Source organism: Methylomarinum vadi (assembly GCF_000733935.1).
In the GTDB taxonomy this organism is placed as follows: Bacteria; Pseudomonadota; Gammaproteobacteria; order Methylococcales; family Methylomonadaceae; genus Methylomarinum; species Methylomarinum vadi.
The window spans coordinates 4064241-4086612 of record NZ_JPON01000001.1 but is presented as its reverse complement, the minus strand read 5'-3'; the positions used below and the strand labels follow the sequence as shown (position 1 = coordinate 4086612).

Below are 22372 nucleotides of genomic sequence, written 5' to 3'. Positions count from 1 at the left end.
TGACACAAGCTTCTTTTGGATTGACATAATAAAAAATCTTAGACATCGAATCTTACATCTTACTTAAACTTAATCGAACTTAAGTTAAGTGGTTCGCAAATAAGCGAAAAATAAACCTATCCGATGACTTGACAACCGGGCGATAAATAACCACTTAATCAATGAGATTACCGCGAAGCGACATTGGTTCCTTAACTTGCGGAGTGCTAAAAAGTTTTATGCCTGTGCACTCAACCAAGCTTCCAGCAAGAGGTGAATAAATGTATTCGTTTTTACCAGACAAATCCTACGCCAAGAAATTGATCAGGCCTTGGAAGATTTCCAGCTTTGCTATCGGAATGGGCTGGCTGCTTTATGGCGCCCTAAACTATGAAATCGCGGACTGGGATGTAGGAATATCATTGATTATGGATGGGCCAACTTATTAATGGCTCCCTGGAGTATCTATATCATTTTGTCTGCGATCAGGCATCGACCTAAATCCTGGATGTGGCATATATTAGGCGCCCTGCCAGCTTGGCTATTTGTCGTAGACTGGATCTATATGCTTTGTCACATGGCAATGGGAAATCAAACGTTCAGAGAAGCAAACTTTTATGCCTCCTCGGCTCTCTATTTGTTAGCAGGCGTAATCTGGCTTTACCGCGGTTCGCTTAAAGAATTCCTGGAAAACCTTAAACAGATAACGGACAAATGAAATGGAAATTTGATTCCTGGAATTTTAGCGAAGTTATCGATTTAAAAAGGCCGGACACGCTAACGCCGAGTCCGGCCAGCACAAAAAACATTATCTTAGCTTTGTCAATGTAGCGCCATAACCCTTTAAGCCATTGATTAATATAAATTAAAAATCATGCCACCTTCCTTACCTGTAGTGCCATAAAATTGCTTATTCTTTATTTATCAATATCTTACAAATTTCAATGACAAGGCTGGGTTAAAATTCCTTGGCATTCCATTGATAAGATCCTATGACTGCGTCGCATAACCCGGCTTCCTGCCCTTCTACCCAACCTTGACCCTCATCGAATCCGGGCGGCAAATCGGCTTCTGTCGGGCCAAACTGCCGAGTTCTGCATCCTTTCGACCTGGGGTTCTTGCAACAGCATTGTAACGCCGCCACATGTTTTTTCACTCGTGCCGCATCGACTTTAATCGGCGGCATCCAACTGCTGTTCCGCGAACTCACTGTCAACCATGAACTCAAGGTCGAATCTGGATGATCGGTCGCGGCATTGAAGATATAGCCGCAAGTACCCGACGTCGTCATTTTGTGACAGCTGGTGCAAAGTTGTTGCTCTCCGTCTATCGAATCGGTCGTCACCTGGAGAATATCGGCATTGTTGAAAAAATTCTTGAAAGGGTCGCCTACCGCTAAAAATGGTAACTTGGCCATCGAATAAATATCCGGTAAACCATGTTTGGAATTGATATAAGGACTGTACTTGAAACCGTGGGCATTGTGGCATGCTACACAACCGGCGGAAGCGGTTTCCTCGGGAGATTTGAAGGCTTCATTCGCGTCGCGATACCAAAGTTCCTCGGGAAAATCTTGCGGCGGCCTTGCCTGGGCGGGATCGAACAGTTTTAAAAACTTTTCTTTACTCGGGAGAGGCTTGTCTAATGGCGGTAAGAAACCAACAACGGCAGTGCCATATTGCGTAATGTAACAGCTTTTTCCAGTCTTGGTATTGCGCAAAATAATGCCAATATCATTGAAAGTGTTGTAAAGATAATAAAGTTCTTTCTTTTCGTCACTAGAGGCATTTTCGTATTGCTCCTTGCGTTGATGCTGATTCATGCCTAGATTGGCCTTGGTTTTACGAAACCAGTTTTTCTCCAATTGATTGCCTTTTTGACGGCAATTTAACACCATAACGTTTTCGTTATCGAGTTTACGAACCTGTAGATGCGAATAAGTCCAACAGCCCATGTCTCCGCCTAACCAATGCGGGTTATCGCATTTTTTACCGAATGACAATAATTGTTCCCAGTTATCCGATTTTATTTCCTGCTCGTCGACATAAATAGGGACTTGTTTACCGTCCAAACAGGATAGAAGCGGCAATTGACCGTTAATCCCAAGTTCGGTCTTGCATTCTTCGACATATTGATAGACATCGTAATCCGAAGAAGATTTTTGACCATCCGGAATCAACAGGAAAAATGAAACGATCCCTAAGATTATCAGGGACAGTAATAATGCAACAGTTTTCATATTTCACTACCTCTTAAATTGTTAGGTTTATTATAGAAAAGAGGTTGTTATTTATTTTAAACCATCAACAATCATCCCTAAATTGCAAGACTGTCATGATTTCAGTTTGTCCCACGACAGAGTTTTCTTGACAAGTTCATAACGCTTAACCCAGCTTTGTCAATATAGCGCCATAATCCTTCAAGTCTTTGATTAATATACATTAAAAATCATACCACTTTCCTTAGCTGTAGTGCCATAAAATAATTTATTCATTATTTATCAATATCTTACAAATTTCTATGGTAAGGGTGGGTTAACATATATCCATGCAAGCAAACGCTGAAGTTACTCATGTCTGCCAAAGAATAAGCTTATATAGCGACCTCCCTGGTTTCGTCAATTTAATCGATAAAATTCAGCCTGATACTAAAAAATAAGATCGCTGATAAATGATAAATTAGGACTTGAAAAAAATTTAATTCGGTCATAATATCGCAGCGAAATGCTCAGGATATTTCGTTTGATTTATCTAAAGCGAAAACTTACCAAAACAAATTTAAACACAAGAGGTGTTAACCAAGCTCGACTGAAATTTTCTTCGTAAATTAACTAACTAGGCGGTGACGTGTGGATATTATTCAACAAAGTGAAATAAGACGCGACATATCTCCTATCTTCTTATTCGCGTTGACCTTATTCAGCAGTGCTTCATTGATGTTTGTTTTACAACCGATGTTCGGGAAGGCACTCCTGCCCTTATTGGGAGGCTCTGCTTCCGTGTGGAATACCTGCATGGTTTTTTATCAGAGTGTTCTCTTTCTGGGCTATCTTTATGCCCATTTGCTTTCCACTCGGTTGAGTTATCGCAAGCATCTATTGATACATGCTTCGTTATTAATCATTAGCCTGTACTTTCTCCCGGTTGCGATACCGGAAGGCAGCAGGCCGCCCATTTCGGACAATCCGAGTATTTGGCTACTAACGACCTTGTTGGTTTCAATTGGCTTGCCTTTTTTCATCCTCTCGACCAATTCGCCATTGTTGCAGAAATGGTTTTCCAAACTCGGCCACCAAACGAGTAACGACCCCTACTATTTGTCCATAGCCAGCAATTCCGGCAGTTTGATTGCCTTGCTTAGCTATCCTTTTTTATTGGAACCCAGCATCGGTATTACTCAACAACAGCAATGGTGGAGCATCGGTTTTCTATTGCTTACTTGTCTGATTGCACTCTGCATGATGCTGTTGAAAAAAGAACATTTTCAACATTCCGCCATACAGAAAAAATCGACAACCGTTTTATTGCAAAAGCCAAGCCTCAAGGACCAATTCGAATGGTTGTTGCTGGCTTTCGTCCCCTCTAGTTTATTACTGGGCACGACCAACTTCATCAGTATCGATATCGCCACAGTGCCGCTATTGTGGGTCATTCCCCTAGCCCTGTATTTATTTTCTTTTATTTTGGTATTTTCCGGGTACGGCGAAGCCATTCATAAAAAAATCGTTTTGATGCAACCCTGGGTAATCGCGTCCTTTCTTATTTATTATTTTTCACATCAGAAACTCGCCTACTTTTCGCTGGAGTTATTGTTACACTTGGCGGTCTTCTTCATCTCCGTCATGGTGTGTCACGGAGAGCTCGCTAAGAAACGGCCGTCTACCGATTACCTGACCCAGTATTACTTAATCATGTCATTCGGCGGTATGCTCGGCGGCATCTTCAACAGTTTTATCGCGCCGTTGATCTTCAGCTCGATTTACGAATACCCCTTGATGATCGTCTTGGCATTGTTGCTAAATCCCATTCATAAAAGCGTCAGGCTGTATTTAAAAGAACATTTCGCGAAAATCATATTCAGTATTTATATTTTCACCTTCGCGCTAATTTTATCGATCAATATCAATCACTTTAACAGCGCCTTTCTGATCGGCTGCGCTATCATCGCCTTGATGACCATCGCTTATTTTTTCTTCAGAAATATCGCGCTCTATTTCCCGTTAATCGGCTTACTCGTTGTTTCCTGCGCAGTCCCGGAAAAGCAGCAAAGAGATCAATTGTTGCACCAAAGCCGGAATTTTTATGGTGTATTGTCCGTCAAGCAGATTGCCGACTACGATGTTGGCGACAGCAAGGAAAAGGTGCACGAGATTTATAGCGGCACCACGAAACACGGTCTGCAAGTGGTCAACGATTCGAGTCGTCAATGTACGCCAAATGGTTATTACAGCCCGGCCGGCCCTCTCGGAGCCATTTTCTCCAACTACGACAGCCGCAACGATAATTGGCGCATTGGCGTCGTGGGTTTGGGTGCCGGTGAAATGGCCGGTTATTCGAAAGCCTCGCAAAGCTGGACATTTTTCGAACTGAATCCGGCGGTCGTCGATCTCGCCACTAATTCCGATTACTTTACGTACCTGACGCAGTGCATCGACGATTACAATATTGCAATTGGCGACGCTAGAATCACGCTGGAAAAGCAACCGAACAGCTACGATCTATTGGTCATCGACGCCTTCACTTCCGACTCGATACCCACGCACTTGCTGACCAAAGAAGCCATGGAACTTTATTTTTCCAGACTGAACAATGACGGCCTGCTGGTCTTTCACATATCCAATCGTTATCTGGAATTGAAAAAGGTCCTGGCCGATCATGCCGAAAAGTTAGGCCTTACCCTGTTGGTGCAGGAGTTCCGCCCTGAACGGGAAATCCCTTTGGCCTACCGTTCCGATTGGGCTATTTTGGCTAGAGACGGAAAAAATCTAGAACCGCTACTCATTAGCGATAGCGAACAACGCTGGATAAAGCCAGGGCATTACGCCGATGCCCGTTCCTGGACCGACGACTTCACCAGCATCATGAACGTATGGAAACAGTAATTTTATAAATTGAGGCAAGAGGGGCATGGGCACGAGTTTGTCTTTGCCCCTCGAATAAACCATCGGTTTTCAATCACTTCTTCGATGTAATCCATTACCCCTTTGCGCGTTTTTGCGTTGCGACTTGCAGTTGATTCAGGTCATCCTCAATTTTGCCAAGCGACTCCTTTAACGTAACGACCACCCCCATCACTTTTGTTATAGTACTCCGTTTCCGCAATCGTTTTCAGGGCGTCATGCGCCTTTTAAGCCTGACCCTCGCCAACACCTTACCTAGCTTGGGAGGCCGAGGCCATTAATGCTTGAATCGTGGGACTGACTTGTTTTTTGGCATGGGCCAATTTCACTAAAGGCAGCTTCTAATAATTCAAAATTTGGCTATTTTGATGTGTGTAAGTTATCGAAAAAATTGGATGGCCAAATTCGCATAACGTTATTTTTAGAGGCTGCCTAAATTACGATCGATGACTTGAAAAGTCATTAGACTTAAGATCTTTGATCGAATGTTTCACTTTTTTCGCAATACTTCCTCGGCGCTGACCCGTTTCAATCGTTACCTCATCCCAAATCTTTTCTACTTGTTGCTTATCTATTTAAACCTCGCTTAATTTTTTATTATGGGTTAATAACAGGTATTATCGTACTCATTGTTTTAAACAAGGGCCTTATTGGATGGAATCGACTGCAAGGATGCTGTCGTAAAGCCTCCAAGGAAGGATTTACCTAGCACCTAAATATACGAAGATGATGAGCAAAGCCAATAGTCTATAGAATTTAGGTGCTGGGTGAACGGCGTCCTCTGATAGACGCCCTTGAGCCGAAATTTGGCTAACCATGAGTATATCTTCTTTTTTTTAGATTTTTGTATAATCCGGATTTATCCAGCCACTAGCACACGCAATGCAACTATCCCCATTTCAGACCATCGGTATAATCGGTAAACCCAGCGACCCCGGCATTGCCGAAACTTTGAATAGATTGTACCGTTTTTTAGTCGACCGGCATTTCACGATATTTATCGACGAGCGTAGTGCGGAATTCATTAACGAGGGCACTTGCCAAAGCTGCCCGATAGAGAATTTGGGACAGCATTGCGATCTAGTCATAGCATTAGGCGGCGACGGGACTTTTTTGTCCGCCTCGCGCGCCATCGCCTCCTACGATATTCCGTTGATCGGTGTCAATTTAGGCCGCCTGGGCTTTCTGGTCGACATTTCTCCGGAACAGTTGTCCGCTAAGCTCGATCTGATTCTGCAAGGCAAATACCGTGAAGAAAAACGTTATTTATTGCGCGCCAAAATTATCCGCGACGGCCAAATCATCCACCAGCAAACCGCCGTCAACGAAGTCGTCGTTCACCGCTGGGTCACACCTAGCATGATCGAAATCATCACCACTATCGATGGACTTTATTTGAATACGCAACGCTCCGACGGCCTGATCATTTCGACGCCGACCGGCTCGACCGCCTATTCGTTGTCCGCCGGCGGCCCGATTCTGCATCCGGCATTAAACGCGCTGGTGCTGGTACCGCTGAATCCGCACATGCTATCGAACCGGCCGTTGGTCATCGACGACAATGCCGAAATCGAAATATGCTTCAGCCAAACCAAGCAAATCAATGCCTTGGTCACCTGCGACCATCTGGAAATACCGGAAGTCCTGATCAGCGATAAAATTTTGATCAAAAAAGAAGCAAAACCGATTAGAATTTTGCATCCTGAAGACCACGATTTTTTTCATATTCTCCGAGAAAAACTGAACTGGAGCCGCGGTTACAATATTTAATCATGCTAGTTAATATCACTATCAGCGATCTCGCCGTCGTCGACCAATTAGACCTCGATCTTGAGCCCGGCATGTCGGTGTTGACCGGCGAAACCGGAGCCGGAAAATCCATCTTGCTGACCGCGTTGGGCTTGGCTTTGGGCGACCGTGCCGATTCCGGTTATATTCGCCCCAATTGCAAGCGCGCCGAAATCAATATCGAATTCGATCTGCATGATGCGCCAGCGGCGCAAAACTGGCTGCAAGAAAACGAATTGGATGACGAGCAGCATTGCCTGATTCGACGCGTCATCAATCAAGACGGCCGTTCCAAGGCTTATATCAACAATCGCCCGGTCACCCTGCAAACGTTGCAAGACCTTAGCCGCCAATTAGTGGAGATTCACGGCCAACACGCCCACCTGACCTTGCTGAACGGCGAGGAACAACGGCGCCTGTTGGACGGCTTTGCCGCCAACGACAACATGCTGGATGAATTGAACGCCGTCTACCGAAGCTGGAACCAAAGCAGACGAGAGCTCGATAAACTGCTGAAGTCCCGCGACGACCGGAACGAACGAGAGGAATTACTAAGCTACCAATTGGAAGAGCTCCGCCACCTCGATCTGGACCATTTCGATTACCCGGCGCTGGCCGAAGAGCACAACACCCTGGCCAATCTCGGCCAGATCCTAAACGTAGGGCAACAACAACTGGATATTCTTTATGAGAATGAACAGCAGTCGGTTAATCAAATGCTGAACCACAGCATTCAGGCCTTGACCGATCTCAGCCGATACTCTTCCGATCTCGGTGCCATCGCCGAACAGTTGAACGGAGCACAGATTCAGATCGACGAGGCTTCGCATCAGCTGCGCCGTTATCTGGAATCGCAGGAGGCCGACCCGCAACGCCTGAATTGGCTGGATGAGGAAATCGGCATTGTCCATAATCTGACCCGAAAACATCACTGCGAACCGGAAGCCTTGCCCGAAACTGCCTTACAGATGGAGCAAGAGCTGAACAATCTAACCCACAGCGACGAGCGCATCGAAGCATTACAACAACAGTGCGAGCAATTGCTGCAGAAATATCGCCAACAGGCCGAAAAATTGAGCCGGCGACGCCAACAATACGGTCAACAATTGTCCGACCGGATTTCCGCGATGATCCGCGATTTAGGCATGCCGCACGGCGAATTTATCGTCACCGTCGATTACGAGGAAAACGCCAAACCGACGTTGAACGGCAACGACCGGATCGAATTTTTGGTCAGCGCAAATCCGGGATTGCCGGCCAAGCCGCTGGCCAAAGTGGCCTCCGGCGGCGAACTATCGCGCATCAGCCTGGCCATACAGGTCACCACCAGCACCGACAAGACCACGCCGACGATGATTTTCGACGAAGTCGATTCCGGTATCGGTGGCGGGATCGCCGAAATCGTAGGCCAGAAAATGCGTAGCCTGAGCGAAAACCGCCAGGTCATGTGTGTGACCCATTTACCGCAAGTCGCGGCCCAGGCGCATCATCATCTCTTCGTCGCCAAGAACAATAACAAGAACATGACGTCATCCACGGTCAGATCATTGAGCGAGGACGAACGCATCAGCGAGATCGCCCGCATGTTGGGCGGCGTCAAACTCACCGAAAAAACCCTGGCCCATGCCCGGGAAATGCTTAACTCAGGAGACTCTATTCAATGATCCGTTTTCCAGCCGAATGGGAAGCCCAATCCGCCGTCGTTATCGCCTGGCCACACCCAAGTGGCGATTTCACCAATCTGACAGCGGTGGAAGATAGTTACCGCTTCATCGCCGCAACCATCGCTCGTTTTCAGCCGCTATTGATCGTTTGCAAGAACGACGAGCATCAACAGCGCATCGAAGCACAATTGGATAGCAGCGATAAAATCCGTTTCATTCAGGCCGACTATAACGATATCTGGCTGCGCGATACCGTTTTCCTGACGGTCGAAAACAACGGCCAAGCCGAATTGCTCAACTTCCGTTTCAACGGCTGGGGTAACAAATACGAACATGGCGCCGACAATGCGTTGAACAAGACTTTGTTGCGGCACGCTGTTTTTGCCGGCCTTCCTTACCGCGACATCGACTTCGTACTGGAAGGCGGCAGTCTTGAATCGGACGGCCGAGGCACCTTGCTGACCACCGCCAACTGCCTGCTGAACCCAAACCGCAACCCCGAGTTTAATCAACACGCCATTACCAGACAACTGGAAAAACAGCTAGGCGCGGAACGCATTTTATGGGTGGAACAAAGCAATCTGGCCGGTGACGACACCGACGCCCATATCGACACCCTGGCCCGCTTCTGCAGTGCGGATACCATCGCCTACACCGCATGCAGCGACAGGAAAGATCCGCATTATGACGAATTGAAACAAATGGAAGCACAGCTCAAGACCTTTCGGACCACCTCAGGTCAGGCCTATAAGCTGGTTCCTTTACCGCTACCGCAAGCCATTTTTGATCCGAGCAGTCAACGCCTGCCCGGTAACTACGTCAACTTTCTTATCATCAACGACGCGGTGATGGTGCCGGTTTACGACGACCCGATGGACCAAGTGGCACTGGACAGGCTAAGCGAATGTTTCCCCGATCGGGAAATCATCGCCACTCCTTGCCGCCCCATTATTCATCAATACGGAAGTTTGCATTGCATGACCATGCAATTTCCGGCCACCGTGGATTTAAAACTATGAGTAAACGATTGAAAGTCGCCGCCATTCAGCAACCTTGCGGATTGGACCGTGAATCCAATCTGAATTATTCGATTCAACAAATTACGCAAGCGGCCGAACAAGGCGTTGACCTGGCGGTATTACCGGAATTGCATTTAGGTCCTTATTTCTGTCAAACCGAAGATACCGAGGTATTTAAACAGGCCCAGCCTATTCCCGGACCGACCACGGAAATATTAAGTCGGGTCGCCAAAGACAATAGTATTGTTATTGTCTCGACAATATTCGAGCAACGCGCTCCCGGTTTATATCACAATACCGCCGTGGTATTCGATAAGGACGGCGATATTGCCGGTAAATACCGCAAGATGCATATTCCCGATGATCCCGGTTATTACGAAAAATTCTATTTCACGCCGGGGGATTTGGGTTTCAAGCCGATTAATACCTCCATCGGTAAATTAGGCGTATTAATCTGCTGGGATCAATGGTACCCGGAAGCCGCACGCTTAATGGCGCTGGCGGGCGCAGAGATATTAATATACCCGACCGCCATCGGTTGGGATTCTAACGATAGTAATGAGGAAAAACAGCGGCAGAAAAATGCCTGGATTACCGTGCAACGAGGCCATGCGGTGGCTAATGGTTTGCCTGTTATTTCCTGTAACCGTATCGGATTCGAACCTTCGCCGGATAATAATGGCGGCATCGAATTTTGGGGGTATAGTTTTATCGCGGGGCCTCAAGGCGAAATACTAAGCGATGCCGACGACAAACAGGATACGATATTAATTTACGATTTGGATATGGAAAGAAGCACGGCGGTCAGAAATATCTGGCCTTTTCTGCGAGACCGCAGGATCGATGAGTTTGCCGATTTAAGCCGGCGTTTTATCGATTGATACAAAGGCAGGTTGCCCTGCCTTTGATTGCATTGTCAGATCAAGAACTCAGACTTGTCGTGACCTGCATCGATCAGGGCTTGCATCCATTTCGGAGCCACCCCTCTACCGGTCCAGGTCTCGGCGGGGTTGTTCGGATTGCGGTATTTTGGCGCCACCTTGCTGCCTTTACGAGACGACCTGCCATCCTCTTCTTTGATATCTACGCTGACTCCGATCGAAGCAGCCAATTCCTTGATTTGTGCAATGACCTCTTTCCGCTTACTCGCCTGTTTTTCTTTTAATGCTTTTTCGGCATTTTGAATAACGCTCTGTAATTCTGATTCAGAAAGATTCATATACTCGGTCATAATTATCCTCTTAACAATAAAAAATACCGCAGAAGTATAACATTATTTAATAATAATAAAAACCCTATAACTGAACCTTTCAGATAACATCAAACTCAATTTCGCCAAGAATATTGCCTTTTATATCAGTTAACATTACAACCCAGTGGCCTTTCCCAGAATATGTAATCAATTTACTAGTCACCGCACGCCAACGATTACCTAATATATGTATCTTTCTCTTAAATACCGACTTATCGTTCCGCAACCAATGATGAAATAAAACCTCACCTTTCATGTTATTAATTTCGGTAAAAAAGAAAACGCCTATCGCCCTGTTCTTATCGGCAAGAATAGGCAACGACACCTCACCGACCGGTTCTTTGTTATTTAATGCTTTTGCCAATATTAACCGGGATATTCTCTCATCCTTTATTAACGGCACTACGGTGCTTTGAGTTTCTTTTTTATTTACCTGCTTAACCGAACTTTGCTCGGTTTCGTTAACCGTGACCGGTTTTGTCGGATTTTGGCTTTGTTGTTTTTCGTTAATACCATTAACCGCTTTATTTTCCTTAACAACTTTCTTATTTGAAATGGTGTTTTGCTGGCTTTCTTTATTTGCTTTTTTTATGTGCTCATTTTTTGCCAATACCGGTTGCGAGAGTGTTTTTTGTTCAACCGGAACAGGACTCAGTAACCAATAGGTTAACAGTCCTCCCATCGACACTATCAATACCAAGGCTAAGATTATTCTGCCGAGATGCCACTCAGTTACCATATGAGGTTGGGGCTCGGACTGCTTTTTCTGTTTGGATTTATCGTAATTGATCTTTATTACTACTTTATTTTCTGTCATAACGTTTCCTGAAATGGATGGCTTCATCCCCTCGTTCCGTGCGGAACGATAAATTTTCATATTATCCGTTGATTCGACTTGGTAATATAGCATTTTAGCCCTAAGATACGGCTTAGACTTGCTGAAAACAGGAACTTCACATGAGCAACCTTCTTAAATTGTTTCGAGAGTCATCAGCACTTTACGGCAATAATGCCGTTTATATAGAGGAGCTCTATGAGCAATTTCTGGAAAATCCCGACTCGGTTCCGGAAAGCTGGCGACAACGGTTCCGGAAAATGCAAGACAAGGAAAAAATCGACATTCCCCATAGCCCGATTGTCGAACGTTTCGAGCAGCTGGCCATCTCCTCGCCCGGACGTTTAGCCAAATTACAAGGTTTTACCGAGGAAAGCGTCAAGAAACAATCTGCAGTAGCCAGACTGATCAATCATTACCGGGTACGTGGCCATCAGATTGCCGCCAACAATCCGTTAGGCAAGCATGAAGCGATTCCCGCCGACCTGGAACCAGCCTATTACGGCCTGGCCGAGCCCGACATGGACACCTTGTTCGATGCCGGCACCCTGTACGGCTTCGACCGCCTGCCGCTGAGAGAGATCATCAAAATCCTCAAGGGAATTTATTGCGGCAGTATCGGCACCGAATACATGCACATCGTTGATACCGAGTCGAAACGCTGGATCAAGACTAAACTGGAAAGCACCCGGCCAGGCCTGGCCGACAACCCCGAAAAGCAGCGTTGGACGCTCAAATTATTGATCGCGGCGGAAGGCATCGAAAAACACCTGCATCGTAAATACGTCGGCCAAAAACGCTTTTCCCTGGAGGGCGGCGAAAGCCTGATTCCGATTCTCGACGAACTCATCCAAAGGTCCGGCGAAAAACACGTAAAAGAAGTCGTCATCGGTATGGCCCACCGCGGCCGCCTCAATGTCTTGGTGAATATCCTGGGCAAAAGCCCGGCCGCTTTATTCGGCGAATTCGAAGGCACCCACGTTTCTTCCCCCGGCGTGCTAACCGGCGACGTCAAATACCATTTGGGTTTTTCCTCCAACCTGGCCACGCCGGGCGGGCCCATACACGTGACGCTGGCCTTCAACCCCTCGCACCTGGAAATTATCAATCCAGTGGTTGAAGGTTCGGTCAAGGCCCGCCAGGATAGGCGCGGCAAGGGCAGTATCGACACCGTGATACCGGTGCTGATCCACGGCGACGCCGCTTTCGCAGGCCAGGGAATCGTCATGGAAACGTTGAACATGTCGGAAACGCGGGCCTTTTCCACCGGTGGCACCGTGCATATCGTCATCAACAACCAAATCGGCTTTACCACCAGCAATCCTTTCGACGCCCGTTCCACCCTGTATTGCACCGATGTCGCCAACATGATTCAAGCACCGGTTTTCCATGTCAATGGCGATGATCCCGAGGCGGTGCTGTATGTCACCCAATTAGCGTTGGAATACCGCATGCAGTTCCACAAGGATGTTGTGATCGATCTGATATGTTACCGCCGCCTAGGGCATAACGAAGCCGATGAACCGGCCGCCACCCAGCCGATGATGTACAAACAGATCAAGCATCACCCGACCACCCGGCAAATATATGCGGATAAGCTGATCAAGGCCGGCATCCTGCACGAAAAAGAAGCCCAGGCGATGGAAACCGACTATCAACAGATGTTGGACGAGGGCCAGGTCGTCTCCCGCCCGACCCTCGGCAGCGAACTGTATTCTTATTCCAGGCAATGGGATATTTTCCTGCATGCGAATTGGGACAGCCCGGCGGATACCCGCGTCGCTTTGGAACGCATCCGCTATTGCAACGACAGGATGCAATGCCTGCCGGCGGGATTCGAATTGCATCCGCGCGTCGCCAAGGTCATGGAAAACCGCAATAAAATGGCCGCGGGCGCATTACCGCTGGACTGGGGCTTCGCCGAAAACCTGGCTTACGCGACCCTGCTGCTGGAAAATTTTGAAGTACGCCTGACCGGGCAGGATGTCGGTCGCGGCACTTTTTCCCATCGCCATGCCATCATCTACAACCAACTCAATGGCGAACCTTATATCCCGCTACAACATCTCGATAAACACCAGGCCAGGGCGCAAATCTTCGATTCCTTGCTATCCGAGGCCGGCGTGCTCGGTTTCGAGTATGGTTACAGTTCGACCGAACCGAACAAATTGGTGATCTGGGAGGCTCAATTCGGCGATTTCGCCAACGGCGCCCAGGTCGTCATCGACCAATTCATCAGTTCCGGCGAAACCAAATGGGGCCGTCTCAGCGGCCTGGTGATGTTGCTGCCCCATGGCTTCGAGGGCCAGGGACCGGAACATTCTTCCGCCCGTTTGGAACGCTTCCTGCAACTGTGCGCCGATCATAATATCCAGGTTTGCTATCCAACCACGCCGGCGCAAATATTCCATCTGCTCAGGCGCCAGTTGATCAGGCAATTCCGCAAGCCTTTGATCATCATGAGCCCGAAAAGCCTGCTCCGGCACAAACTGGCGATCTCCACGCTGGAGGATCTGACCAGCGGACGGTTTTTACCGGTCATCGGCGAACAGGATGATATCGATCCCAAGGAGGTCAGTCGTTTGATCTTGTGTTCGGGCAAGATCTATTACGACTTGGTGGAAGTACGCCGCCAGGATGAGTTGAAACATGTCGCCATCATCCGCATCGAACAACTCTATCCGTTTCCCGATGTGTTATTCAGAAAGCAATTGAAAAAATATCCAAACGTGGAAAGCATCGTCTGGTGTCAGGAAGAACCGAAGAACCAGGGTGCCTGGTATCAGAGCAAACACCATTTCTACAACAACCTGACGAAAGACATCACCATAATCTATGCCGGAAGGCCTCCTTCCGCCGCGCCTGCTGTCGGCAATTTCAGAACCCATATCAAAGAACAACGCGCCGTCGTACACGCAGCTTTATACGGACAATCCGAAGGAAATAATAATGAGCTTTGAAATTCTGGTCCCGGACCTTCCCGAATCAGTCTCAGACGCCACTCTGGTCAGCTGGCACAAACAACCCGGCGACCTCGTCAACAAAGACGACAACCTAGTCGACCTGGAAACCGACAAAGTCGTGCTGGAAGTTCCCGCTCCCATTTCCGGTGTGTTAAGCAAGATACTGAAGACCAACGGTTCGACGGTAGTCGGCGGAGAAGTTCTAGCGTTAATGGAAGAAAAGGAGGTGGTGGAAACCGAAGCGGAAGAAGGCGGTGCCGAAGAAGAGGTGCAAGGCGAGGATATTCCGCTGAGTCCGGCCGTGCGCCGCTTGATCAATGAAAACCAACTCGACCCGCATGCCATCTTAGGTTCCGGCAAACACGGCCGTATTCTGAAAACCGACGTTCTGGCTTATCTGGAAAAACAACAAAAAGCCGATCGCAAAGCGGAGAGAAAAGAAGAATACAAGGAACAACCGATTGTCGACGAAGAAAACAATTTTTCCTCGGTTAGCGCTTCCAGCCTGCGTCCGGAACAACGGGTCCCGATGACACGGCTGCGCGCCAAAATTGCCGAACGGTTGCTGCAGGCTCAACAAAACGCCGCCATGCTGACCACCTTCAATGAGGTCAACATGCAGGCCGTCATCGACCTAAGACAACAATATAAGACGCGTTTCGAACAAAAGCATAACGTTAAACTCGGCTTCATGTCGTTCTTCGTTAAGGCCTCCATCGAAGCGCTCAAGCATTTCCCGGCGGTAAACGCCTCGATCGACGATAATGACATCATTTACCATGGCTATTACGATATCGGCATCGCCGTTTCCACGCCCCGCGGCCTGATCGTTCCGGTTGTGCGCGATGCCGACCAGCTGGATTTTGCCGGAATCGAAAAAAGCATCGCCGATTACGGCAATAAAGCCAAAGCAGGATCGCTGACCGTCGAAGACCTCACCGGCGGCACGTTTACCATTACCAACGGCGGTATTTTCGGCTCGATGTTGTCGACGCCGATTCTGAATCCGCCGCAGTGCGCGATTTTGGGAATGCATGCCATCAAGGAACGTCCGGTAGTCGAAAATGGCGAAATAGTGATACGGCCGATCATGTACCTTGCCCTGTCTTATGACCATCGTTTGGTCGATGGCAAGGAGGCGGTGCAATTTCTGGGAACCATCAAGGAATGCTTGGAGTCTCCCGCCCATTTATTACTGAATATTTAGCATGCCTATGTCTTCTATAGCCAGTTATGATGTAATTGTCATCGGAGCCGGACCGGCCGGTTATGCGGCCGCCATCCGCTGCGCCCAACTCGGTCTGAAAACGGCCTGTATCGACAACTGGCGCAATCATAAAGATTCCGCCAGTCTAGGCGGCACTTTCATCAATGCCGGTTGCCTGTCGTCGATGGCCCTGCTGGAGTCGGCGAAAATCTATCACATGCTAGTCAAGGACAGCGGTTCGCATGGGATCGGCTTCGACAACCTGAAGCTGGATGTCAAAAAGATGGTGAACCGTAAAAACCGGACAACCGAGACTATCAGCCGCCAAATCAAAACCATTTTCGATCATTACGGAATCGACTGCATTCACGCCCACGGCAAACTCATGTCCGCTTCCCAGGTCGAGGTCAAACCATTGGATCAGCAGCCCGGCTATCTCATCGAAGGCAACAATATCATTCTGGCAACCGGCTCCAAACCAATGAGCCTACCCTGCGCGATGCTCGACAACGAACTGATCATCGACACCACCCAAGCTTTGAACATGACGGAAAAGCCGAAAAAACTCGGCATCATCGGCGCCGGTCCAATCGGCCTGGAAATGGCCGGTATCTGGAACAAACTGGGGTCTAAAGTCATCATGCTGGAAGCGCAGGAAACTTTCCTGACCGCAGCCGATCAGCAAATCGCTCAGGAAGCCTATCTCCTCTTCAGCAGCCGGCAGGGCCTCGACATCCGCCTTGGCGCCCGCGTCGTCTCCTCCCGCATTGAAAACAATCGGATCAAGCTGGAATATCAGGACCACGAAGGCAATCACCATCTTACGCTGGATAAACTGATCGTCGCTTCGGGCCGATTGCCCAGTTCAGAAAACCTGGCCGCAGCGGAAGTCGACCTGTTACTGGATGAAAACGGTTTCGTTCACGTCGATGAAAATTGTTGCACCAACATTCCGGGAGTGTACGCGATAGGCGACCTAACCATGCTAGGTCCTATGCTGGCCCATAAAGGCCTGGAGGAAGGGGTCTTTGTCGCCGAGCAGATCGCCGGCAAGCATAGCGCCATCAACTATGACTACATTCCCAATGTCGTCTATACCGATCCTGAAATCGCCTGGGTCGGCCAGACCGAGCAAACCCTGAAAGCCATGGGCGAAAACTACCGGGTCGGCTGCTTCCCTTTCAGGGCCTCGGCCCGGGCGCAATCGCTGGGACGCCCCGAAGGCATGGTCAAAATCATTACCCAAGCCGATACCGATATCATCCTCGGCGTGCATATCATCGGAGTTAGAGCTTCAGACCTGATCGCCGAAGCGGTACTAGCGATGGAGTTTTCCGCCAGCGCGGAAGACCTGGCCCGAACGATTCACGCCCACCCGACCATCTCCGAGACCCTCCACGAAGCTGCTTTGTCCCTGGCCAATCGGGCATTACACATGCCGTTTGAGTGACCATAAAACAACATGAGATTTTCGATTATTCCTGTCACACCGTATCAACAAAACTGTTCCTTATTGATTTGCGAACAAACCAATCAGGCCGCGGTCGTCGACCCCGGCGGAGACCTCGACCTAATCTTACGCCGAGTCGACCAGGAAAAGGTTGAATTGCAATCCATTCTGGTCACTCATGGCCATCTCGACCACGTCGGCGGTGTCGCGGAACTGGCGATCAGACTGTCTTTACCGATTTATGGCCCGCATTTCGAGGACAATTTTTGGATAGCGGCGCTGGCGGAACAATGCCAAACCTTCGGTTTTCCTCCGTGCGAAACCTTCGCGCCGACTCGTTGGTTACACGATGGCGACCACGTAAAAGTGGGTAACGAGACGCTTCGCGTCATCCATTGTCCAGGCCATACGCCGGGCCATATCGTTTATTTCAATGCAAAAATCAGACTCGCCATCGTTGGCGATGTGCTGTTCAAGGGTTCGATAGGCAGAACCGATTTCCCCAAAGGCGATTTTCCCACCCTGATCGCCTCTATCCGCAACAAATTATGGCCGCTGGGCGAAGACGTCGCCTTCATCCCCGGCCACGGCCCGATGTCGACCTTCGGCGAGGAAATGCGTTCGAATCCCTTCGTTGGCGAAGCTGCCTGACAGCCCATGCTGTCTTTCGTCCTTCATCAACATTAAGCCGGATTACGAAATCGCCTGAATTTCCGTTGCGATTTCAAACGCTTGATATTCAGTTTTTGCCGACGGATTTCCACTTCGCCCAATAATTGAAAAATATCGGCCGGCATCCCATCGGGCAGTTCGACGAGGGTATAGTGATCACGAATGTCGATCCGACCTATTCTGTTTCTGTCCACACCCGATTCCGCCACCAATATATCTTTGATTTCCTCGGGCTTGACTTGATGGCGACTACCGACTTCCAGCCGATAGCGGACGCTCTTTCTTTTGGGCGCGCTTAGAGGTATTTCGAAATTTAAGCTATGCGTACATTCGGAGTGTGTTTTTTTGACCGATTGATACAGATTCGGCTGGCTTAGATAAACCAAAGCGGCGGCGCAATCCAACATATCCAATTTCAACTCCGCGGCAATACGTTGAATCAGGTCACGTTGCTGCTGCAAATTCTCTGAGCAAAGCACCTTTTGCAACCGTTTCTTGAATTTTTCTTCTTTTTTGTGTTTTGCCTGCATTCATCTACCTTACAAACGGTCCAGATTGATATCGACGAAAGCCTCATCTCGTAATCGCCTGAGCCATAATTCGGTTTCCTCTTCGATCTTACGGTTGCGGATTTCCTCGCGCACTTGGTTTTTCTTGAATTCAACGCTGTTATCCCGCTTCTCTCTGTCCAAGACCTGAATGATATGCCAGCCGAACTGGGTTTGTACCGGGTCGCTGATTTCATTGATCACCAATTTATTCATCGCCGCTTCGAACGGCGGCACCAAGGCCCCCGGCCCGACCCAATCCAGGTCGCCGCCCTTGATGGCGGAGCCTTTATCATCGGAATGCGATTTCGCCAAAGTGGCAAAATCGTCACCATCCATGATGCGTTGTTTCAAGGCCAACAGCCTTTTCTTGGCTTCTTCGTCATCGATCAACTCGTTGGTTTTAATTAAGATATGGCGGACCTTGGTCTTAGTGACGATATGTTTCTCCATGCCCTCCATTTCCAACATCTTGATGATATGGAAACCGCTGGGACTGCGAATAGGATCGGACACCTCACCCCGGCTCATTTTACTGACGGTATCGACAAATAGGGTCGGAATTTGCCCCAATGTTCGCCACCCTAAGTCACCGCCGCCGAGCGCATTGCCGCTATCCGAAACACTCATCGCCATTTGCTTGAAATTCTCGCCGCCCCGCAGTTCGTTGACCACCCGCCGGGCCTTGTCGCTGGCTTTTTGTATCACCGTTGCCGAAGCGGCTTCCGGAACAGAGATTAAAATATGTCCTAGTCGATATTTGATCTTCTCCTGGCCGACCCTGCCCTGTGTTTCCAAATAATGCGCCACCTCCCGATCGGTCACCTTAATGCGGGAACCGATTTCCCGTGCCCGCAATTGATTGATAATAATTTCATTACGGATACTTTCCTGAAACTTGGCAAAGTCCATCCCCTGATTTTGCAGTTCGTTACGAAACTGCTCGACCGTCATATTATTGCGGGCGGCAATATCGGCCACCGAGGCGCGCAGCATCTCGTCACTGACGCTAATGCCCGACTTTTCCGCCATTTGCCGTTGCAGTTTGTCGAGAATCAAACGTTCCAGCACTTGCTTCCTGAGCACGAACTTCGGCGGCACCATAACATTATTAGCCCGTAATTTTTGCGCGATCGCGTAAGCTTCCTCGGATAATTCGCGATCGAGTATCACATCGTCCTCGACCACGGCAACGATTCGATCCAATAATTGGGCGCCGGCGCTCAAGCTATTAAGCAACAACAGCAACAGAATGGTCAGATAACTGATTCTCTTCATCACGATTAACTCTAATACTCCGGCTTACGATAGCCAAACAAATTTCTTTCGAGGAAGTCGTCGACCTTATCGCCGAAACTCCCCAAGCCTTTCAGTTCCAATTGCACGAATACGGCATTTTGCGCGGTGGTTTCCACCGATTGACTGATATTGTTGACAAAACGTCTGCCAACAACACGAAAACGCCAACAACAACTTTCTTTTTCTAGACCAATAAAACTTTCCACAGTTTGATTATATTTCAAAGAATATTGCCAGCGGCCAACGGCATACCAATTATCGTAAAGCGGCCAGCGGAACGACATATCGCTTTGAATGATGGTCGCTTCCAGGTTGGGATTGTCGCGCCGATAACGATAGCCGAGATTGATGATCTGCTCCGGTTGATTACGATAACGCAACATGCCTTGCCCACGGGTAATATCGTTAACATCGGGATTCCATTGAATCGCCGAGGAAAAAGACCAATGATTGGTCAATTGCCCACTGGCTTCGACAACTAAATTGGAAAAAGGATTGGTTTCCGGGTTAGTTCCCGTTAAGACGACCTCGCGGTCGCGAAAATAAAATATTTCGCCGACACTTAATTTCAAGCGCTCCAGCCCAGTCACCGAATCCACCATACGTGAAGTCAATGCCAGCGTCACCTGATTGGCGTCCTGGACCCGATCGGGGCCGTTGAAACGATTCTCCCGGAACAAACTGTAAAAATTGAAATCGTACTGCGACGTGTCGAAGAGCGGTATATCGCTTTGATCCTCGTAGGGTATATACAAATAAAAAGCGCGCGGTTCCAAAGTATGGAGATACGACGTATCGCCAAATTCAAAATCACGTTCGAAAAACAAGCCGCTGTCAACCGATACGATAGGCAAGGTGCGGCTGATATTCGGGGCTTTGCCGGGCAACTGGTTTTCCAGAATATAATCCGTATGTTGCAAGGAAAATTTGGGGGTGAAAAACGCCCCGGCGGTTTGCAATGGAACACTGATAGACGGTTTCAAATTAATGCGTTGTCCGCTGACCGTACTGCTACGATAAAAGTAGGTGTATTGATTTTCCATCGCCACGTCCAGCGGAAACTCGTCGAACGAATGATTCAGATTCAATTGCAGTTGCGGATATTTTTGATACGGTTTATCCGCATCGGTGATAGTTCTATCGATCGTTTGGTAATGCTCCATCCTGGCGATAAACGACACCCAATCCTGGTTGTATTGCAGGTCGGCGTAACTTCTGACATGGCGGGTATTGGAAAAACCGAGTGCGTTGTTCAAGTCGTTGAAATAATCGTCGTCGGACACGTAATTCAGATCCAGATTGGAGGTAATACCGTGCGTGAAGTTGGACTGTGCCTGCAGACTGGCCGAATAACGGGATTCCTTCAACAAACTGTCATAGGGTAAATACTCAAGACCGAGAGAGCCGCGCGATAGTTCCGTCAAGTAGCGGAACTGAGTACGCAACATCCCGCCCCGCTTGGACATGTACCGTGGGGTAATAATGACATCGTAATTCGGCGCGATATTCCAATAATAAGGCACTTCTACGTCAAAGCCGTTCTTTTCGGTGCTGCCCCAACTCGGCGGCAAGATACCGGACAAGCGGCGATCGTCGATAGGAAACGCAATATAAGGAGTATAAAGCACCGGCACTCCCTTGAATTCCAGCCAGGCATGCTTGGCCGATGCCTTACCGGTCTCCCGGTTCATTTTCAACCTATCGGCATGAATGACCCAATCCTGGTTACCGGGCCGGCAACTGGTGAACGACGCATCCGCATATCTCGACAATGTCTTGCTGTCACGATACATCACTTCGGCCCCACCGCGGAACGGGCCGCTCGGCGTTATGAATAGCGCGTTACGCAATCTGGCTTCGTCGGTGGCTAATTTCAATAACACCGAATCGCTATACAGAGACAGCTCATTCTCGCTGTAGAATACATGGCCTTGGGCATCCATCGTTTCGGAAACGGTATCGTAACTGGCCATGTCGGCCATGATATGCTGGTCGGCCCGCCTGATATCGACATTCCCGAAAAAACTGGTGATATCCCGGTCGAAGACCTCCGAATAATCGGCATGCACATCCATCGGCGCGCTCTCGCGTAAATCATTGTTTACACCGGAGACTTCCCTGGCTGGCGAAGGCCCTCCGCAATTTTGCCAGGGATCGTAGGGAAGTTGCGATTGCAGGGTTTTGAATATTTCCTCCTGGCTATAATCATAAGCCGGTTTCAACCAGGCGTTGTCATACGCTTCGTTTTCCACGACTCTGGCTTTGCCTTTCGGGTCCGCGCCTATCAAGCTGCAATTCCAGGTTTCTTCCTCGGCGTTCTCATCGCTGGCCCGGCAGGTCCAGCCCGGCCGTTTAGCGACCGATCTGGGCGGTTTGATATAGACAGGCCTTGGTTTTTCTCTTTTTGGCGCGGGTTTTGTTTCGGCCAAAGGGGTAACTTCAATAGATTGAGACGGCTCGGGTTCACTCTGAAGTTTTTCCGCTTGCCCTTGGCTTACGCAAGACCACTCACCATCCTTATTTTTTTCGCAATCCCAAATGTTGTTTTCCGCTATCGTCGATTTGCTGACAAGGTAA

Annotated in this window: 16 protein-coding genes; 10 read left to right on the top strand and 6 right to left on the bottom strand. The window is 48.7% G+C overall.

What is annotated here, in order from left to right; all coding sequences use genetic code 11:
- Positions 1 to 260: 260 nt before the first annotated feature.
- Entirely contained in the window at positions 261 to 428 is a 168-nt protein-coding gene (locus tag EP25_RS23540) for a hypothetical protein (protein WP_160172761.1), read from the top strand.
- 509 nt (positions 429 to 937) lie between these two features.
- On the opposite strand, the gene EP25_RS0120300 is transcribed toward EP25_RS23540, so the two are convergent.
- A complete protein-coding gene (locus tag EP25_RS0120300) occupies positions 938 to 2218 on the bottom strand; it encodes a hypothetical protein (protein ID WP_031435546.1) in 1281 nt (426 codons plus the stop codon).
- Positions 2219 to 2992: 774 nt separating this feature from the next.
- Between EP25_RS0120300 and EP25_RS0120290 the strand changes: the two genes are divergently transcribed.
- From EP25_RS0120290 to EP25_RS0120265, 5 genes are all read left to right on the top strand, one after another.
- The gene (locus EP25_RS0120290) at positions 2993 to 5080 is read left to right on the top strand and encodes a fused MFS/spermidine synthase (protein WP_235185964.1); all 2088 of its coding nucleotides are present in this window, start codon (positions 2993 to 2995) and stop codon (positions 5078 to 5080) included.
- A gap of 900 nt (positions 5081 to 5980) precedes the next feature.
- A complete protein-coding gene (locus EP25_RS0120280; RefSeq protein ID WP_031435544.1) occupies positions 5981 to 6868 on the top strand; it encodes an NAD(+) kinase in 888 nt (295 codons plus the stop codon).
- A gap of 2 nt (positions 6869 to 6870) precedes the next feature.
- The gene (recN, locus tag EP25_RS0120275) at positions 6871 to 8550 is read left to right on the top strand and encodes a DNA repair protein RecN (RefSeq protein ID WP_031435543.1); all 1680 of its coding nucleotides are present in this window, start codon (positions 6871 to 6873) and stop codon (positions 8548 to 8550) included.
- Positions 8547 to 9569: an agmatine deiminase family protein gene (locus EP25_RS0120270; RefSeq protein ID WP_031435542.1), complete on the top strand. Its 1023-nt coding sequence runs from the start codon at positions 8547 to 8549 to the stop codon at positions 9567 to 9569. The genes recN and EP25_RS0120270 overlap by 4 nt, the downstream gene beginning before the upstream one ends.
- On the top strand, positions 9566 to 10450 hold the full coding sequence (locus tag EP25_RS0120265) for a carbon-nitrogen hydrolase (RefSeq protein ID WP_031435541.1): 885 nt from the start codon (positions 9566 to 9568) through the stop codon (positions 10448 to 10450). The genes EP25_RS0120270 and EP25_RS0120265 overlap by 4 nt, the downstream gene beginning before the upstream one ends.
- A gap of 35 nt (positions 10451 to 10485) precedes the next feature.
- Here the strand turns inward: EP25_RS0120265 and EP25_RS0120260 are convergent, their stop codons facing one another.
- Both EP25_RS0120260 and EP25_RS0120255 read right to left on the bottom strand, forming a co-directional pair.
- Entirely contained in the window at positions 10486 to 10800 is a 315-nt protein-coding gene (locus EP25_RS0120260; RefSeq protein WP_031435540.1) for an H-NS histone family protein, read from the bottom strand.
- A gap of 79 nt (positions 10801 to 10879) precedes the next feature.
- Positions 10880 to 11638, bottom strand: coding sequence for a DUF2914 domain-containing protein (locus EP25_RS0120255; RefSeq protein WP_160172760.1), 759 nt, complete (start codon positions 11636 to 11638; stop codon positions 10880 to 10882).
- A gap of 140 nt (positions 11639 to 11778) precedes the next feature.
- Between EP25_RS0120255 and EP25_RS0120250 the strand changes: the two genes are divergently transcribed.
- From EP25_RS0120250 to EP25_RS0120235, 4 genes are read left to right on the top strand one after another with little or no spacing between them, the layout of a single operon-like run.
- Entirely contained in the window at positions 11779 to 14616 is a 2838-nt protein-coding gene (locus EP25_RS0120250; RefSeq protein ID WP_031435538.1) for a 2-oxoglutarate dehydrogenase E1 component, read from the top strand.
- Complete coding sequence (odhB, locus tag EP25_RS0120245) at positions 14606 to 15826, top strand: 2-oxoglutarate dehydrogenase complex dihydrolipoyllysine-residue succinyltransferase (RefSeq protein WP_031435537.1); 1221 nt, start codon at positions 14606 to 14608, stop codon at positions 15824 to 15826. Before EP25_RS0120250 ends, odhB begins: the two co-directional genes overlap by 11 nt.
- A 7-nt stretch (positions 15827 to 15833) precedes the next feature.
- Positions 15834 to 17276 carry a dihydrolipoyl dehydrogenase gene (lpdA, locus tag EP25_RS0120240; RefSeq protein WP_031435536.1) on the top strand — a complete coding sequence of 481 codons (1443 nt, stop codon included), beginning with the start codon at positions 15834 to 15836 and terminating at the stop codon, positions 17274 to 17276.
- A 12-nt stretch (positions 17277 to 17288) separates the two neighbouring features.
- The gene (locus EP25_RS0120235) at positions 17289 to 17927 is read left to right on the top strand and encodes an MBL fold metallo-hydrolase (protein ID WP_031435535.1); all 639 of its coding nucleotides are present in this window, start codon (positions 17289 to 17291) and stop codon (positions 17925 to 17927) included.
- Between the two features lie 32 nt (positions 17928 to 17959).
- On the opposite strand, the gene EP25_RS0120230 is transcribed toward EP25_RS0120235, so the two are convergent.
- From EP25_RS0120230 to EP25_RS0120220, 3 genes are read right to left on the bottom strand one after another with little or no spacing between them, the layout of a single operon-like run.
- Positions 17960 to 18478, bottom strand: a complete 519-nt coding sequence (locus tag EP25_RS0120230; protein ID WP_031435534.1) for a DbpA RNA binding domain-containing protein — start codon at positions 18476 to 18478, stop codon at positions 17960 to 17962.
- Between the two features lie 9 nt (positions 18479 to 18487).
- Entirely contained in the window at positions 18488 to 19774 is a 1287-nt protein-coding gene (locus EP25_RS0120225; protein ID WP_031435533.1) for a peptidylprolyl isomerase, read from the bottom strand.
- A gap of 11 nt (positions 19775 to 19785) precedes the next feature.
- Complete coding sequence (locus EP25_RS0120220; RefSeq protein ID WP_327036942.1) at positions 19786 to 22224, bottom strand: LPS-assembly protein LptD; 2439 nt, start codon at positions 22222 to 22224, stop codon at positions 19786 to 19788.
- Between the last annotated feature and the right edge of the window lie 148 nt (positions 22225 to 22372).

What these genes read in the sequence shown, in the direction of transcription:
- EP25_RS23540 (WP_160172761.1), top strand. Translation starts at nt 261, where the DNA reads ATGTATTCGTTTTTACCAGACAAATCCTACGCCAAGAAATTGATCAGG.
- EP25_RS0120300 (WP_031435546.1), bottom strand. Translation starts at nt 2,218, where the DNA reads ATGAAAACTGTTGCATTATTACTGTCCCTGATAATCTTAGGGATCGTT.
- EP25_RS0120290 (WP_235185964.1), top strand. Translation starts at nt 2,993, where the DNA reads ATGGTTTTTTATCAGAGTGTTCTCTTTCTGGGCTATCTTTATGCCCAT.
- EP25_RS0120280 (WP_031435544.1), top strand. Translation starts at nt 5,981, where the DNA reads ATGCAACTATCCCCATTTCAGACCATCGGTATAATCGGTAAACCCAGC.
- recN (WP_031435543.1), top strand. Translation starts at nt 6,871, where the DNA reads ATGCTAGTTAATATCACTATCAGCGATCTCGCCGTCGTCGACCAATTA.
- EP25_RS0120270 (WP_031435542.1), top strand. Translation starts at nt 8,547, where the DNA reads ATGATCCGTTTTCCAGCCGAATGGGAAGCCCAATCCGCCGTCGTTATC.
- EP25_RS0120265 (WP_031435541.1), top strand. Translation starts at nt 9,566, where the DNA reads ATGAGTAAACGATTGAAAGTCGCCGCCATTCAGCAACCTTGCGGATTG.
- EP25_RS0120260 (WP_031435540.1), bottom strand. Translation starts at nt 10,800, where the DNA reads ATGACCGAGTATATGAATCTTTCTGAATCAGAATTACAGAGCGTTATT.
- EP25_RS0120255 (WP_160172760.1), bottom strand. Translation starts at nt 11,638, where the DNA reads ATGACAGAAAATAAAGTAGTAATAAAGATCAATTACGATAAATCCAAA.
- EP25_RS0120250 (WP_031435538.1), top strand. Translation starts at nt 11,779, where the DNA reads ATGAGCAACCTTCTTAAATTGTTTCGAGAGTCATCAGCACTTTACGGC.
- odhB (WP_031435537.1), top strand. Translation starts at nt 14,606, where the DNA reads ATGAGCTTTGAAATTCTGGTCCCGGACCTTCCCGAATCAGTCTCAGAC.
- lpdA (WP_031435536.1), top strand. Translation starts at nt 15,834, where the DNA reads ATGTCTTCTATAGCCAGTTATGATGTAATTGTCATCGGAGCCGGACCG.
- EP25_RS0120235 (WP_031435535.1), top strand. Translation starts at nt 17,289, where the DNA reads ATGAGATTTTCGATTATTCCTGTCACACCGTATCAACAAAACTGTTCC.
- EP25_RS0120230 (WP_031435534.1), bottom strand. Translation starts at nt 18,478, where the DNA reads ATGCAGGCAAAACACAAAAAAGAAGAAAAATTCAAGAAACGGTTGCAA.
- EP25_RS0120225 (WP_031435533.1), bottom strand. Translation starts at nt 19,774, where the DNA reads ATGAAGAGAATCAGTTATCTGACCATTCTGTTGCTGTTGTTGCTTAAT.